Here is a 16112-nt window from a genome sequence, read left to right as displayed (position 1 = left end):
ACCTGGTCGCTTTTATTAGGCTGGCATCTAAAATGCCCCATTTGGGGCATTTTGTATTTAAAAGAGAATTAAAAATGAGTAATCAAGCAGTGAGTCGTCCGACAAGGGTCGCTCAAGAAATCAGACGAACTTTATCGCAGTTATTAGTGCGTGAAGTGAAAGATCCTCGCTTTCAAAGAGTCAATATTACCGATTGCAAAATCAGCAAAGATCTCAGTATTGTGCGTATCCATTTTGCTTTAATTGGTTTTAATGAAGCGGACCCTGAAGTGAAAGAGACGTTAGAAGCTTTAGAAAAAGCCAAAGGGTTCTTTAGAAGTGAGTTAGGTAAGCGCTTGCGTTTACGTATCGTGCCAGACGTACGATTCTTTTATGACAGTGTTCCAGAACATGCACAGCATATGGAAGCGCTCATTAAAAAGGCACTAAATTCGTAAATGGCTCAGTTCAAACACCCACCTAAAAAACACATAGACGGAATTGTGTTACTCAATAAACCCGTTGGTGTTTCGTCTAATGGCATTCTGCAACGCGTGATGCGTGTTTTTAGAGCCAAAAAAGGCGGTCATACAGGGGCTTTAGACCCTTTTGCAACAGGGTTGTTGCCAATCTGTTTGGGGGAGGCGACTAAAGTTTCAGGGCTGTTGTTAGAGTCAGATAAGCGTTATACCGCGACACTCAAACTTGGGCAGCAAAGTGATACCGGTGATACAGAAGGCGAAATCATTAAGGAGCTTGCCGTTCCATCCTTAACGACTGAGTTTATCGAGTCCGTTTTTGAACAATTCAAAGGGGCAATTGAACAAATTCCGCCTATGTATTCCGCCTTAAAACATCAAGGTAAGCCGTTATATTTCTATGCCCGTCAAGGCATTGAAATTGAACGTCCAGCCCGCTCGATTACCATTAAAGAGTTGAATCTTGTCTCTTTTAGCGCAAATGAAATCGTGTTTGATGTGTTATGCACTAAAGGGACTTATGTCAGAACCTTAGGCGAAGATATGGCCTTAGCGATGGGCACGGTAGGGCATTTGATTGCCTTACATCGTACTCAAACCGGTGACTTAAAAGACGATGACATGTTGACCTTTGAAGAGATTGAAGTCCAACAGTTGGCCTGTATTCATCCGATTGACATTGCCTTAACCCATCTACAGCGGATCGACTTGACTCCTCAAGAAGTGGATTTGATCCAGCATGGTCAAATGCTGGATCATCCTAAACCAGAAGGTGAACTCGTGCGCCTGTATGATAAAGATGAGTGTTTTGCAGTCGGAGAATGGTCTGATAAAAAACAGATGCTGAAAGCTAAGCGGATCTTCAATTTACATCTGGCGAAAGAGCAGCAGAAGCTCGATGCACTCCAAATTTTAAACGACGAAATCGATGCGACTAAGTTGGCTGCTATTGAGGAAACATCTTAATGCGTTTTCAGCAAGCGGATGGTATTTTAGATTTACGCACCGCCGAAGAGTACCAATCAGGACATCTTCAGGATTCCACTTGGTTAACTTGGCAGGCCTTGCCTGAGTGCTTAAATGAGTTGCCAGCCACGCCTGCCAAGTTGTTTTTGGTCGGTGATAAACAGGAAATTGAAGCCGCGAGTCTCTTTTTGGATGCCAAAGGTTATGAGGTTAACGGTTCTCTCGTGATTGAAAGTTCGCAGGCGATGATAAGTTGGGCAAAACAGTTACCAGGCCTGGTCGTTTCAGGAAAAGAGTCCAAAAACTTATGGTCTCCAAGTCCGTTGGTTAAAGAGTTTATGGAACAACTCGATTTTGATCCGAAAGCGCTGAAACCGCGCCCGAGAACCTTAGATTTAGGCTGTGGCGGTGGGCGTGATTCAGTATTTTTGGCGTCCCATGGTTGGCAGGTGACCGCTATAGACCAAGAAGCTCGTGTCTTGAAACGCGCAAAGCAGCTTGCCACAAAGTCGGGTGCTTCCATTAAGTTCAAATGCTGTGATTTAAAGAAATCCGATTGTTTTCCAGAAGGTACGTTTGATTTGGTGACCGTGGTTCGATATTTGAATCGGGATCTATTCAGTCAAATTGACGCCGCCATTTCACCCGGTGGATATATTGTCTACCAAACCTTTAGTTGTGGAGCCGAAGCATTTGGTTCGCCTAAAAACCCTAATTTTATCTTGCAAGAGGGCGAGTTGAGTGAAGTTTTTGCAGCTTATCGAATTATTATTGATAGAATAGATACATTAGAAGATGGGCGCCCAATGGCGTCCTTTATAGCCCAAAAACCTGCAGAGTGAAGAGTATCTAATGCAGGTTTTGTTTCAAGGAGATGAAATGATTTCAATGTCAGATAAAGAGTTGTTTAACTTTTTTCAAACAAACTCAATATGTGAATCGCTTACTTTACAAGAAGTCGGCAAATTAATGGCTTACCTACAAGAGAAATCCCATGAAGGTGGTGAAATTATTTTTGATGCCGGAGATATTGGTGAATTGCTTGGTTTTATCATAAAGGGAAAGGTTGAATTTACAGTAGCAGATGAGCCTGATAACACCGTAGGCAAGCAAACGGTTGGTAACCTCATTGGTGAAATGTCATTTTTTGACCGTAAACCACGTAACTTAAGAATGAGCGCCAGTAAAAAAGGTGTGCAGTTTTTAGTGCTAACACGTCCGATGTATGACCGTCTGAAAGTAGAAGAGCCGTATATTGCGGTGAATATCCTTGAAAATGCGATCGTGAGTTTGGATCACCTTGTACGCCATATGGGCAATGATATATCCGCGCTAGGGCACTACGTACACGGTTACGGCAAGCGCTGATTTTCTAGTTCAGTTTACCCCTTAAATCGGCCATTTCTTCGTTGGGAAGTCGTTGCTTACGCTTGTAAGCGCCTTGTTCCCGCCTTGAACTGACTCGATTTCTGGGGCAATCTGACCTGAAAATCAATTTTAGTGTTCTAACTAAACGTCTTTCATTGCTTTTTGATGAAAGACGTTGGTGTTTCTGTTTAAAATCAGTATAATACGCGGGTTCGCTCCTATCATCGGTTGTGGAAGCGAACTTTATTTAAAACCGATATGGAGAAAGTAGTATGTTTACCGCAGAAGATAAAGCAAAAATAGTAGCCGAATTTAAGACTAAAGAAGGCGATACAGGTTCCCCAGAAGTTCAGATTGCACTTTTGACGGCACGTATCAAGGACTTAACTGAGCATTTTAAAGTTCACAAGCATGATAACCATTCTCGTACAGGTCTATTACGTTTGGTTAGTCGTCGTCGTAAGCTTTTGGATTATATCCATAGAAAAGACGGACAGCGTTATTTAGAAATCCTTAAGCGTCTTGGTTTACGTAAGTAATCAAACGGTTGGATTAAAAAAAGCCCTCGAAAGAGGGTTTTTTTGTGCTCAAAATTCATGAAAAAGGGCTCAAATGACCTAGAAGAGTTGGCAATAAAGGGTAGAATGGTGGGGTTAAATTCAGGAATGAATTAACCGCTCTTTATAAGAGACCTTTACACACGTTAAGGCCTCTCTGTTTTAGGATTGTCTGCAAACCATTTGAACCTGAATCCCTAAGTTAACCAGGCCTGGTCAAAACCAGTGGTGACTTTATCTGATTAATTTAGGGATTCAGGTTTCAGTCAATCTGTTGTAAATAGCGTATTGAACAAACGAAACCGATAAAAAATTAAAGGAACAAACATGGCTAAGATTACCAAGTCATTCCAGTACGGAAACCATGAAGTCACACTAGAAACAGGTGAAATCGCTCGTCAAGCAGACGGCGCAGTTATGATCGGTATGGGAAATACCCGAATTTTAGTGACTGTTGTTGCGGTCAAAACGGCTAAAGAAGGCCAAGAGTTTTTCCCTCTGACTGTAAACTATCAAGAAAAAGCTTATTCGGCTGGAAAAATCCCGGGTGGTTTCTTAAAGCGTGAAGCACGTCCTTCCGATAAAGAAACGCTTACATCGCGTTTGATTGACCGTCCCATTCGTCCTTTATTCCCTAAGGGATTCAAAAACGAAGTACAGGTCATTGCACAAGTGCTTGCTTTAGATCCTGAAGTGGGAACTGAAGTCGCTGCCATGTTGGGAACGTCTGCTGCATTGGCCGTCTCCGGTGTGCCTTTCGCAGGCCCTCTAGGTGCTGCAATTGTCGGTTATCGTAATGATGAGTATCTATTAAATCCATCGCCAGAAAGTCTACAGACCTCTGATTTGGAATTAAGTGTTGCCGGAACAGCAGACGCCGTTCTAATGGTTGAGTCTGAAGCGGCAGAGCTGTCTGAAGAGATCATGTTAGGTGCGGTCATGTTTGGTCATGCACAAATGCAAGTTGCGATTAGCGCGATTGCTGAATTTGCTGCGGAAGTCGGTAAACCAATGTGGGATTGGCAAGCGCAAGCGACCAATGCTGATTTGGAGGCTGCTGTGTATGCTTTGGTACGTCCTGACGTCGAAATCGCCTATAGCACGGCTGACAAGATGGATCGTAATACGGCATTAGATGCCGCGAAAGCCAAAGCGATGGCTGAGTTGACGGATTCTGAAAGCAACGAGACCGGTTTTGAAGCGAAGGATATTCATAATGCCTTCGGTAAACTTCAAAAAGAGATCGTCCGTGGCCGTGTGATTGCAGGTGAACCACGTATTGATGGTCGTGATACTCAAACCGTTCGTCAGGTCACTTGTCGTGTGGGTGTATTGCCTCAGGTTCATGGTTCTGCGCTGTTCACTCGTGGTGAAACACAAGCCTTGGTTGTCACGACTTTAGGGACTGAAAGAGACGCTAAGATTGTTGACGATCTAGCTGGCTCTTATCACGATCGCTTTATGTTGCACTATAACTTCCCTCCGTTTTCAGTTGGTGAGTGTGGTCGTGTTGGGATGCCGGGTCGTCGTGAGATTGGTCATGGTATGTTGGCACGTCGTGGTGTGGCCGCTTTATTGCCAACGGTTGAAGAGTTCCCATACACCATTCGTGTGGTTTCTGAAATTACGGAATCGAATGGTTCAAGTTCAATGGCATCGGTGTGTGGTACTTCCATGTCATTGATGCACGCAGGCGTGCCAATTGCCGCACCGATTGCGGGTATTGCCATGGGTCTGATTAAAGAAGACGCTGGTTTTGCGGTATTGTCTGACATCCTAGGCGACGAAGATTACCTAGGTGATATGGACTTTAAAGTCGCGGGTACTGAGCAAGGCGTTACCGCTTTGCAGATGGATATCAAAATCACCGGTATTACTGAAGAGATCATGCACATCGCATTAGAGCAAGCTAAGGCAGGTCGCTTGACTATCTTAGAATCTATGGCACTTGCGATTAGCTCTTCTAACACCGGGGTTGCCGAAACGGCACCCCGTTTCTTTATGGTGAAAGTTAAGCCTGAGAAAGTACGTGAAATCATCGGTAAAGGTGGCGCGACCATCCGTGCGATTACGGAAGAAACCGGTTGTATCATCGAGATTGATGACGAAGGTAACGTTAAGATCGCAGCGAAAGATGATGAATCTGCAAATGCCGCGAAAGCACGTATCGCTGAGATTACCGTTGAGCCAGAAATTGGTAAAACCTATGATGCTGTCGTTAAGAAAATCGTTGATTTCGGTGCCTTTGTTGCCTATATGCCGGGTCGTGAAGGTCTGGTTCATGTTTCTCAGATTGCAGATGAGCGTGTAGAAAACGTTGAAGATTACCTGAAAGAAGGTCAAGAGATTCGCGTTAAGCTAACCGAAGTTGATAAGCAAGGTCGCGTGAAGTTATCACTAAAAGACGCAGACAAATAATTTTTAGTGGTCATATCACGCCTAAAACACTCCAACTCTGCGTTTAAAAATGATCGAGTACAACTTGTACACTCTCATTTTTCGCCTTGATTTGAAAAGTTTTAGACGCAATCTGACTCACTAAAAACTGTTATGGCGAAAGCTTAAAAGGCCATTTTGAAATGGCCTTTTTTATAAGTTGAAAAATCAGTTTAAATCCCCATTAATAACCTACACACTAAATATGCCACAGAGTTTTTTGCATAACAATTCAACTCAAATATTAAGTCAATAATTGACGTTTAATGTTGGGTTTTGCCGTTGAATTACTATGCAAAGCATTCTCCGCATTCATACAAAAATTGGAATAATACATGTCTAAACCGCATCCAGCATTTGAATACATTGGTCAACACACTATTGATTCTTTGAATCTAACAGTAGAGCATTACGAACATAAAGTGACGGGTGCAACGCACTACCACTTAGCCGCAGATGACCCGCAGAATGTCTTTTTAGTCGCCTTAAGAACCGTACCAATGGACTCAACCGGTGTGGCCCATATCTTAGAGCATACAACGCTGTGCGGCAGTGAAAAGTATCCAGTACGTGACCCATTTTTTATGATGATTCGCCGTTCTTTAAATACCTTTATGAATGCGTTTACCTCCAGTGATTGGACCGCTTATCCATTTGCAACAGAGAATAGAAAAGACTTTCAAAATCTATTGCAAGTCTATATGGATGCAGTATTTTTCCCTAAATTAGATGCGTTGGATTTTGCCCAAGAGGGGCACCGTTTTGAGTTTGAAGAGATGACGAACCCAGAATCTACTTTAACTTACAAAGGCGTGGTTTTTAATGAGATGAAGGGGGCGATGAGTTCGCCAATCTCGACGTTGTGGCAGGCTTTTTCAGCCGAGTTATATCCGACCAATACCTATCACTATAACAGTGGTGGTGAGCCGGAAGACATCCCAAATTTAACCCATCAGCAGTTAGTCGATTTCCATAAAAATCACTATCATCCTTCGAACTCAGTCTTTATGACGTATGGCGATATTCCAGCACTGCAACATCAAACTCAGTTTGAAGCGTTAGCCTTGACTGCTTTTAAAGACAGGGTCAAACAAGTGCATGTCGGTCTTGAGCAAAGAATGACTGAACCTAAAATTGTGAATGCATTTTATGCGTTAGATGAAGAGGATGTGAAAAGCAAAACGCACATTGTCTTAGGTTGGTTGCTTGGCGAAAACAAAGATCCGATTCAGGTTTTAAAAGGTCACTTGTTGTCTGCGGTGTTGCTTGATAACAGTGCCTCACCATTACGTATGGCGTTAGAAGCGTGTCCATTCGCATCGGCACCTTCACCTTTATGCGGCTTTGAAGAGTCTAATAAAGAGATGGCATTTGTGGTCGGTGTGCAAGGTTCAGAATTAGAACATGCCCAAGCCGTTGAAGATTTGATTTTGAATGAGTTGCAACGCATTGTTGAAGAGGGTGTTGAGCAGTCACAAGTAGACGCGATGTTACATCAAGTGGAACTTTCTCAGCGCGAAGTCGGTGGTGATGGTTATCCTTATGGTTTGCAATTGATTCTACACTCCTTGCCTGGCGCACTGCACGAAGGTGACCCGATTGCGTTATTAGACACGGATCAAGCGCTTAAGATATTAGAAAGCGAAGTTAAAGATCTGCAGTTTATACCAGGCCTGGTCAAATCCTTGTTATTGGATAATCCGCATCGTGTGCGTTTAACCATGCAGCCAGACACTGAGTTGTCTGCTAAAAAAGACCAAGCTGAAAAAGATAAATTAGCCGATATTCAAGCCAAATTAACCGAGACAGAAAAGCAGGCAATTGTAAATCAAGCCGTGGCATTAGAAAAACGTCAGACTGAGATTGATGATTTTGATATTTTGCCAGAAGTCACTAAAGACGATATTCCAGAAACCATTAAAACGTATCGTTCTGAACATTCAATGGTCGGAGCTGTACCGGTGACTCGTTATGAGTGCGGTACGAATGGTCTTACCTATGAGCAGGTGATTATTGATCTGCCCGCTTTAACCGATGCCGAAAAAATCTTAATGCCTTTGTTCAATAACTGCTTCACCGAGGTGGGTAGTGGTGGTCGTGATTACCTTGAAACACAGTCTTACCATGCTGCAATATCAGGTGGTATATCGGCACGTTCAGCCGTGCATTCTAAACTCCAAGCGCCTAATGAGTGTCATAGCCACTTTATGTTGTCGTCTAAGGCATTGAATAGTAATCAAGACGCCATGTCTGGATTGATTGAAGAGACGCTTTATACTGCGCGTTTTGATGAAACGGCACGTCTAAAAGATTTAGTCGGTCAAATTCGAGCGTCTGTCGATCATGGTATTACCGGTAACGGTCATGGTTTAGCGATGATGGCGGCGACGCAAAACTTTACCCCAACGGCGCAATGGAACTTCCAACGCTCAGGTTTCGCGGGCATTCAGTACATCAAACGCTTAAATGATGAGTTACAGGCTTCAGCTGAAGCCGTTGAAAACTTTGCAGAAGGTTTGGCAGGGATTAAAAACAAGCTTTGCAAAGCGCCTAAACAAGCTTTGCTTGTCAGTGATGAAGCCGGTCTATCGACTGCTTTGAGTGGCTTAGAAAAGCAGTGGCCAGCGCTGAGTATGCCAAGTACGGAAGAGAATTCGTTTGCCATTCAAGCAACGCAACAACCCATCAACCAGGCCTGGGTAACGAGTACACAAGTTAACTTCTGCGCCATGGCCTATCCAGCGGTCATGGCCGATCACGAAGATGCGCCTAAACTGGCGGTATTGGGTGCCTGCTTACGTAATGGTTTCTTGCACTCTAGTATTCGTGAAAAGGGCGGTGCTTATGGTGGTGGTGCCACTTATAACGCCGAAGCCAGCGCGTTTGTCTTCTTCTCATACCGTGATCCTCGTCTGTTAGAGACCTATGCCGATTTCAAATTGGCTAAAGATTGGTTAATGAGTTCTGAAGCGACCCAAGCGAAAGTGGATGAAGCCATTTTGAATGTCATCAGTGCGATGGATTCTCCGGGTTCACCGTCAGGTGAAGTCAAGAAAGCCTTTTTCCAAGAGTTGTACGGCCGGACTTTGGACGTGCGTATGGCCTATCGCCATGGTGTGATTTCAGCATCGCTGGATGAGTTGCGTCTGATGGCAGATCGTTACCTAAGTGGCGATAATGCTTCATCGGTGGTGTTAACCAACACCGGAGGTGCTGAGTTATTGGCAGACAGCAAATTTGACATTATTACGCTTTAAATTAGGTGTTCAGTAACTATGCCGCATATTATTATCGAATACAGCCAAGATACCGTTCCAGCAACCACACTAAAAAATTGGGTGGATGGTGCTTTTGAAACGGTTAAAGCAACGGGTTTGTTTGAGACTGAGAATATCAAAGTACGCGCTCATCCGGTGATGGACTATCGGTTGGGCCTGCCTGATACGGGTTTTGTACACGCAATGTGTCGAATTCACATTGGGAAGACAGATGTCCAAAAATTGTTACTCAGTCAGAGCTTATTGGTTGCATTACAAATCGGTTTAAGCGAAGCCGTCGTCGTTACGGTTGAAGTGATTGAGATGGATGGAATGAGTTATGCTAAAAAATCGCCGTCTGTTTAACGCTGGATTTCAATTTTAGGCTTGGTCGAAAGACCAAATCGTTCACAGTAAAAAGGGAAATTTTATTCCCCTTTTTTTGCCTGCTCTTTGCTTAAAAAATTACTCAATAAAGACCAAATACTGCAACTTCCATAAATCAAACAACAGTTTGATATTCCCTTCATTATCGCCACTCAGCAGCAACTCATCTTGTGTTAAATAAGATTGGTTGGCCAACTTAGCCATAAATGCATTGCTCGCGCCAAAGGTGTCCCAAATCGCGCCATTGATATACAGCAGCGTATTGCCATTGACTTCGCTATAAGCAAAACGACAAACCGGGTCTTTGATTAAACCCGTTTCGACTTGCATTGCCCCCATAAAATCTTCAATGTCAGGGGTTTCGTCTTCGGTCAAAGGTTCTGGCAACTGTTGTGCTGCCACAGGATCGAGTTGGGTAGCAAAGCGACCAAACCAGGTTTTCATCAGGTTTTTGTCATCTAAGATACTTTTCAGTAAAGTTTGCGCCCGTTCACTGGTTGCATCGGTAATTTCACCTGGATTCAAATCTTCCGTCCAAGTCGGGTCCATATAGAGGTCTTTAAAAGAGCCCATCTCCGATAGGTGATCGCCAAAGCTGTCCCAAAGTTCTTGCCCACGGTAAGTGCGGTAGCCGATTGAGTAGGTCATGCACTCGTCATCTAACGCCACACCGTGATGTCCCCATTTAGGCGGGATATACAGAATATCGCCTTTTTCAAAAACAAAATCATCTTCGATTTTAAAGGTCTCCATCAAGCGCAAATCGACCCCTTGAATATAGTTGTCTTCAGAGCAGTCTTGCGAGGTAAGTGTCCATTGACGTTTACCCGCCGCTTGCAGTAGAAACACATCATAGTGATCGAAATGCGGGCCGACATTACCGCCTTTGGTGGCGTAACTGATCATAATGTCGTCAATACGCCAGCGTGGTAAGAAATCAAAATCATTCAATACATCCGTAACTTCCGGTACCAAACGATCCATCCCTTGAATCAACAGTGTCCAGTTGCTGTCCGGCAGACCTTCATAAGTCTCTTCGGTAAATGGCCCTTTTAAAAGCTGATAATCCTGTTCGCCATTCTGAATCACAATACGGCTTTCAACTTCCTCCTCTAAAGACAGCCCCCCCAGTTCCTCAGCCGAAACAGGCGATTCAAAATCAGGCAGGGCATTTCGAATCACTAAGGGTTTCTTCTGCCAGAATTCATTCAAAAAAGTTTTTAAATCAGTATCGTTAAATTGAATCATCAGGAGTTCTCATTCAAGTAGTGTGTTGGTGAAACAAACAAAAAACCCACTCAAGCTGTTTGACCAGGCCTGGTGGGTTTTAAAATCTTCTAAACTAGGATATTAAATTGCGAATTAGTTCGTTGATAGAGTGCGTTAAATCGAGGAAGAAAGAGGGCGTGTACAAGTGTACACAACCGATTCTGACGAAGAAGTAACGTGCTATAGCGGTGAACTAAACGTAATTAACGGCCCTTAAGCATCATGATAGCGAGTTCAATGTTTTTGGCTTGGCTCGCGGCATTCCCGGTGTAAGAACCCGGAGTCATATCACGTAGCTCTTGCTTCGCTTCTTCAGGAAGACCTTCTAGGCTATCCACAAAGTTCTGCATGATCTCTTTATTAACGCGTTGACCACGTGTTAAATCTTTAAGTTTTTCATACGGCTTCTCAAACCCGTAACGACGCATAACCGTTTGAATCGCTTCGGCCAACACTTCCCAGTTACTGTCTAAGTCATTCGCCATCGCTTGCGCGTTCACTTCCAACTTGCTCAAACCTTTCATGGTCGACTGTAAAGAGATAATGGTATGCGCCACACCCACCCCTAGGTTACGTAACACGGTAGAATCCGTTAAATCACGCTGCCAGCGAGAGATAGGCAGTTTCATTGCAAGGTGTTCGAAGATGGCGTTCGCCATCCCTAGGTTACCTTCAGAGTTTTCAAAATCAATCGGGTTAACTTTATGCGGCATTGCCGAAGAACCGATCTCACCGGCAATGGTTTTTTGCTTGAAGAAACCAACCGAGATATAGCTCCAAACATCACGGTCAAAATCGATGACGATGGTGTTGAAGCGTGACATCGCGTGGAAGTACTCAGCGATGTAATCATGTGGCTCAATTTGAGTGGTATATGGGTTCCAAAGCAGACCTAAGCTCTGTACAAACGTCTCAGACAACTCATACCAGTTAACATCCGGGTAAGACGCCAAGTGAGCGTTATAGTTACCGGTCGCGCCGTTGATTTTACCCATAATCTGTACATTCATTAACTGCTTAGCCTGGCGCTGTAAACGGTAAGCGACATTCGCCCACTCTTTACCCGCTGTTGTCGGAGACGCTGGCTGGCCGTGAGTACGTGCCATCATAGAAATATCGGCCATCTCAACACTCATCTCGACCAGACGGTTTATCAATTTATCCATTTCAGGAATAATGGCAAACTCACGCGCATCTTTAAGCATTAATGCATAAGCCAGGTTATTGATGTCTTCAGAAGTACAGGCAAAATGCACAAATTCAGCAATCGCAAGCAACTCATCGTTACCTGCAAAATGTTCTTTAATCAGGTATTCAACCGCTTTCACATCATGGTTAGTCGTACGCTCAATCTCTTTAACGCGCTGCGCCATCTCTAATGTGAACTCATCCACTAACTTAAACAAATGCTGTTCTGCTTCAGAACTTAACTTAGGAATCTCTGGGAAACCAGGGTGGTTCGCCAACATACGCAACCAAAAAACTTCGACCTTAACGCGGTTTTTAATCAAACCAAACTCACTGAAAATGGCTTTAATATTGTCCAAACGCGGGCCGTATCGACCATCAACAGGAGAGATTGCGGTTAATTCTGAAAGTTGCATAGGGGAAATTCCTTAAGTATAAACTTGAGTAGAAAAGTACAGTAATTTTAATGGCGCTTATTATACCTTAAAAGACCTTGGGCTATTTATGCTTTAAAGGGTAAAGAGAAACAATGAATAGTAGTGAGAGAAGGGGATGATATTAACTATTTTAAATAGAGCCTTAACCTATTAAAGAGTTGGTTAGTTTGTTACATTGGATGACATTAAGTGGGATGGTGAAATCACTTGTGGATGGGTTGTTTTTAATTACGGCAAGAGTTAAAAGGGTATCGCTTAGGTTCAAGTTGCAAGTGCAACACTGTTAATATGATTCGACAAGACTGATTCCATCAACTCTTGCGGCGTTCTAAATTCGTATCTTTTTCTTGGGCGAGTATTTAGTAGCCAAGCAATCTTATCTAAATCGCCTTGGCTGTGCTGTTTTAAATCGGTGCCTTTTGGTAAGTATTGCCGTAGTAGCCCGTTGATGTTTTCATTCGACCCTCTTTGCCACGGAGAGTGTGGGTCAGCAAAGTAGACTTTCATATCTAAGTTCTGAGACATAATCGGATGTTGAGACATCTCAGAACCTCTATCGTAAGTCATCGACAACCGTAAAAAATCTGGCAACTTTTTCATCTGTAATTCAAAACCAGTACGCACATCCAAGGCACTTTTACTCGCCATTTTACATAAAGCTAGAAACCCTGTTTTGCGTTCCACCAATGTTCCAACACAAGATTGATTTTTTGACCCTACAATTAAATCACCTTCCCAGTGTCCTTCTAAAATACGGTCATTGATTTCAACGGGACGGTTCTCTATTTTCTGATCTTCCGTCAGCTTAACACTATTGTAATTACTGGTTTTAGAGCCTCTAGGGCCTCTTTTTGATTTAGCTCTGCGTAAGGATTGAACCATCATTTTTTTAAGCTCACCTTTAGGATGAGCATAAATACAGGTATAGATGGTTTCATGGCTCACTTGCATATCACTTTGATTTGGATAAAGACGTTTAAGTGTGCCAGATATTTGCATAGGAGACCATTGTTTGTAAGTTAACCATGCTTTAACTTTATCGTACAATGGAGTATTAGGAATGAGTTTTGGCTGTCTAACAGAGCGCTTACGGCTTTGAAAATATTGACGACCCGCAGTGCTCGCACAGTAACCAGAATCTTTATTAGTTGAGTTTCTGTTCAATTCTCTACAGATTGTCGAGGCCGAACGGTTTAGAAACCGACCGATTGATCTGGTTGAATGGCCTTGATGATGTTTAATCATAAGGATCGCGCGTTCTTCAGGACTTAAATGATAATAATTGCTCATGTATACATTCTGATTGAATGTGTTGCACTTGCAACTTGAACCTAAGCTTTTTTGTGAAACTTAGGTTCAAGTTGCAAGTGCAACACTGTTAATATGATTCGACAAGACTGATTCAATCAATTTATACTGTTTAGGTTTTTGGTTAGAAAGTTTTCAGGCCGCACTTGCCAATGCCAGACGCTTTGGTTGTCTTACATGAGGACGGGTCATGTCATTTACTGAGGGCTTCGCTAAACTTTCTCGGCTCGTGTTAATTTTAAAACATTCAATAAATTGTGATTGCTGATTCGCGGCATCATGCATATTACCCGCAGTAGATGAGAGTTCCTCTACTAAGGCCGCATTCTGTTGAGTTGTTTGGTCTAATTGTGAAATAGCTGTGTTTATTTTCTCCAAACCTTTATTTTGCTCATGAGCCGTGGCTGCAATTTCTGAGACTAGGCTTTCTACTTCATTAATTTTACCTACCATGCCTTCAAACATAACGTTGGTTTGCTCTACCAATTCAGTTCCGCTTTCAATTTTCTGAGTGGCGGATCCGATTAAAGTTGAGATGTCTTTTGCGGCACTGGCTGACTTTTGAGCAAGGTTTCTTACTTCTCCGGCAACGACTGCAAAACCTCGACCATGCTCTCCCGCTCGTGCGGCTTCAACCGCGGCATTCAAAGCCAGTAGGTTGGTTTGGAATGCAATGCTATCAATCACGCTGGTGATTTCACCGATTTTTTTACTTAACGCGGTGATTTCATTCATCGCTTCAATGGTGCGGCTCATAACAATAATGCCTTCTTTTGCCTCTGTCGCAGCATTGTGTGCGAGTATATTGGCTTGCTCGGTGTTCTTGCTAGATTGTTGTACTGTTGACGTTAGCTCTTCCATGCTGGTTGCTGTGAGCTCCAATGAGGTGGCTTGTTGTTGTGTTCTTTGTGATAAATCATCACTAGATACGGCAACTTCATTTGTCATGTTATCAATAGATTCCGCGCCAATTTTAACGTGGCCTAAAGTAGTCTCAATATTTGTTAGTGCAAGATTAACGGCAATTTTCATATCTAAAAGCTCACCTATATAGTCACCTTCAATGCGTTGAGTCATATCTCCATTACTCATGCTTGAAAGAATCGAGTTCAACATTTGAGTGGTTCCAGAGAAGCTTTCAAGCAAACTGTTAATTGAGACGGATAGTTTTTTCTCAAACCCGTTTAACTGATTATCTTGAATTCGACCACTGAGTAAACCTTGAGACGCATTTTCAACAATTTTCTCAATATTGGCTTCGATCGCGAGCTGTTCGGTCATATTTTTCCACTCAACAACGGTGCCGAGTCGTTCATTGTTTTCGTCCCAGATAGGGTCAATGACTAAATCTAAAATAACGCCAGAATTGGTAATGCGCGTTTTATAAGTGTCTGTTAGGGTTTCTAACGTTTTTCTTTGCTGCTCTGGATTTTTATGAAAAATATCGAAGTTTTGTCTGATCAAATGATTGGAGTTGAAGCTGGGTAGGTCTTTCTGTAGCTCTTTTTCAACGGACTTAAACATGTCTACAGCCGAGTTGTTCATGAAAATAATGCTATGGAATTGATCAATGACCATAATGTTGGAAGAGGTTGCACTTAGGGCGCTTTCAATACGTTGTGAGCTTTTCAACGATGCTTTCACATCATCCATATCCGCACCAAATTTAATTTGTAAAGAGTGGAGACGTCCTAAAATGTTTGATACCAAACTGGTACCTTTTGATTCTATATGGTTATTAAAATTTCCAGAAGATATATTGGTAATGTGCATATTTAAAAGTTTGAGCTGCTTAGAATTGCTACTGGCCGATAGAATAATTAATGCCACTAAGAGGGTATTAAATACTTCAAAAACGCCTTGAGGGATGATTTCAAAAATATGTTGGAATACCATTGGGGTGGATGCAGATAAAAGTAGCAGAGTCGAGAGTGTGATAATTAGTTGTGATGCATTCAAGTAGCGTGTGGGTTTCATCTTATCTTTAAATGTAGCAATATTTCCATTCACTAATTTTATCTTGCCGGCCCCAATATCACGGTAAGCTTGTTCGGCTGCAGATTTTTGAACTACAGTGGTGGCCGTTCTAACAGACATATATCCGGTGATAACACCTTTTTCGAAGATGGGAGTGGCATTTGCTACAACCCAATAGTGGTCGCCATTTTTACGACGATTTTTAACAGTTTGTGTCCAAGGCTTCCCAGCTTGTAACGTTTGCCAGAAATCTTTGAAAACAGCTTCTGGAACATCTGGGTGTCTTAACATATTATGCGGCTGACCCACTAGTTCACTCCACTCATAACCACTTGCTTCAATAAATGCGTCATTTGCAGAGAGGATATTGCCATGGGTGTCGGTTCTAGAGACGATGGTGATGCCCGGCTCTAAATCGTATTCTTTCTGTGTAACTGTGCCGTTGTTTCGCATAATTCTTCCTGTATTTTGAATGTTCCCAGAGAACCAAATTTAATTGTTTGT

At 42.8% G+C, this 16112-nt stretch carries 12 protein-coding genes; 8 read left to right on the top strand and 4 right to left on the bottom strand.

The window, feature by feature from the left end:
* The first annotated feature begins 74 nt into the window (after window positions 1-74).
* From rbfA to F612_RS0104610, 8 genes are all read left to right on the top strand, one after another.
* On the top strand, window positions 75-437 hold the full coding sequence (gene rbfA / locus F612_RS0104645; RefSeq protein WP_019556587.1) for a 30S ribosome-binding factor RbfA: 363 nt from the start codon (window positions 75-77) through the stop codon (window positions 435-437).
* Entirely contained in the window at window positions 438-1424 is a 987-nt protein-coding gene (gene truB, locus F612_RS0104640) for a tRNA pseudouridine(55) synthase TruB (protein ID WP_019556586.1), read from the top strand.
* On the top strand, window positions 1424-2266 hold the full coding sequence (locus F612_RS12910) for a methyltransferase domain-containing protein (protein WP_019556585.1): 843 nt from the start codon (window positions 1424-1426) through the stop codon (window positions 2264-2266). Before truB ends, F612_RS12910 begins: the two co-directional genes overlap by 1 nt.
* A gap of 37 nt (window positions 2267-2303) precedes the next feature.
* Complete coding sequence (locus F612_RS0104630) at window positions 2304-2792, top strand: Crp/Fnr family transcriptional regulator (protein WP_051080309.1); 489 nt, start codon at window positions 2304-2306, stop codon at window positions 2790-2792.
* A gap of 272 nt (window positions 2793-3064) precedes the next feature.
* The gene (gene rpsO, locus F612_RS0104625) at window positions 3065-3331 is read left to right on the top strand and encodes a 30S ribosomal protein S15 (RefSeq protein ID WP_019556583.1); all 267 of its coding nucleotides are present in this window, start codon (window positions 3065-3067) and stop codon (window positions 3329-3331) included.
* A gap of 345 nt (window positions 3332-3676) precedes the next feature.
* Window positions 3677-5767 carry a polyribonucleotide nucleotidyltransferase gene (gene pnp / locus F612_RS0104620; protein WP_019556582.1) on the top strand — a complete coding sequence of 697 codons (2091 nt, stop codon included), beginning with the start codon at window positions 3677-3679 and terminating at the stop codon, window positions 5765-5767.
* 353 nt (window positions 5768-6120) lie between these two features.
* Window positions 6121-9042 carry an insulinase family protein gene (locus F612_RS0104615; protein ID WP_019556581.1) on the top strand — a complete coding sequence of 974 codons (2922 nt, stop codon included), beginning with the start codon at window positions 6121-6123 and terminating at the stop codon, window positions 9040-9042.
* An 18-nt stretch (window positions 9043-9060) separates the two neighbouring features.
* Window positions 9061-9408 carry a 5-carboxymethyl-2-hydroxymuconate Delta-isomerase gene (locus F612_RS0104610; protein WP_019556580.1) on the top strand — a complete coding sequence of 116 codons (348 nt, stop codon included), beginning with the start codon at window positions 9061-9063 and terminating at the stop codon, window positions 9406-9408.
* A gap of 99 nt (window positions 9409-9507) precedes the next feature.
* Here F612_RS0104610 and F612_RS0104605 read toward each other — a convergent pair whose 3' ends face one another.
* From F612_RS0104605 to F612_RS0104590, 4 genes are all read right to left on the bottom strand, one after another.
* Complete coding sequence (locus F612_RS0104605; RefSeq protein WP_019556579.1) at window positions 9508-10677, bottom strand: cupin domain-containing protein; 1170 nt, start codon at window positions 10675-10677, stop codon at window positions 9508-9510.
* 224 nt (window positions 10678-10901) lie between these two features.
* Entirely contained in the window at window positions 10902-12302 is a 1401-nt protein-coding gene (gene purB / locus F612_RS0104600; protein ID WP_019556578.1) for an adenylosuccinate lyase, read from the bottom strand.
* 282 nt (window positions 12303-12584) lie between these two features.
* The gene (locus F612_RS0104595; RefSeq protein WP_019556577.1) at window positions 12585-13613 is read right to left on the bottom strand and encodes an IS30 family transposase; all 1029 of its coding nucleotides are present in this window, start codon (window positions 13611-13613) and stop codon (window positions 12585-12587) included.
* A 153-nt stretch (window positions 13614-13766) separates the two neighbouring features.
* Window positions 13767-16061, bottom strand: a complete 2295-nt coding sequence (locus tag F612_RS0104590) for a methyl-accepting chemotaxis protein (RefSeq protein ID WP_019556576.1) — start codon at window positions 16059-16061, stop codon at window positions 13767-13769.
* Window positions 16062-16112: the final 51 nt, after the last annotated feature.

It is taken from the genome of Thiomicrorhabdus arctica DSM 13458 (assembly GCF_000381085.1).
Taxonomy (GTDB): domain Bacteria; phylum Pseudomonadota; class Gammaproteobacteria; order Thiomicrospirales; family Thiomicrospiraceae; genus Thiomicrorhabdus; species Thiomicrorhabdus arctica.
Note: the sequence above shows the minus strand (reverse complement) of the source record. Positions and strands in the feature narration are given on the sequence as shown.

Coding starts and splice junctions, on each gene's coding strand:
- rbfA (WP_019556587.1), top strand. CDS start 75: ATGAGTAATCAAGCAGTGAGTCGTCCGACAAGGGTCGCTCAAGAAATC.
- truB (WP_019556586.1), top strand. CDS start 438: ATGGCTCAGTTCAAACACCCACCTAAAAAACACATAGACGGAATTGTG.
- F612_RS12910 (WP_019556585.1), top strand. CDS start 1,424: ATGCGTTTTCAGCAAGCGGATGGTATTTTAGATTTACGCACCGCCGAA.
- F612_RS0104630 (WP_051080309.1), top strand. CDS start 2,304: ATGATTTCAATGTCAGATAAAGAGTTGTTTAACTTTTTTCAAACAAAC.
- rpsO (WP_019556583.1), top strand. CDS start 3,065: ATGTTTACCGCAGAAGATAAAGCAAAAATAGTAGCCGAATTTAAGACT.
- pnp (WP_019556582.1), top strand. CDS start 3,677: ATGGCTAAGATTACCAAGTCATTCCAGTACGGAAACCATGAAGTCACA.
- F612_RS0104615 (WP_019556581.1), top strand. CDS start 6,121: ATGTCTAAACCGCATCCAGCATTTGAATACATTGGTCAACACACTATT.
- F612_RS0104610 (WP_019556580.1), top strand. CDS start 9,061: ATGCCGCATATTATTATCGAATACAGCCAAGATACCGTTCCAGCAACC.
- F612_RS0104605 (WP_019556579.1), bottom strand. CDS start 10,677: ATGATTCAATTTAACGATACTGATTTAAAAACTTTTTTGAATGAATTC.
- purB (WP_019556578.1), bottom strand. CDS start 12,302: ATGCAACTTTCAGAATTAACCGCAATCTCTCCTGTTGATGGTCGATAC.
- F612_RS0104595 (WP_019556577.1), bottom strand. CDS start 13,613: ATGAGCAATTATTATCATTTAAGTCCTGAAGAACGCGCGATCCTTATG.
- F612_RS0104590 (WP_019556576.1), bottom strand. CDS start 16,061: ATGCGAAACAACGGCACAGTTACACAGAAAGAATACGATTTAGAGCCG.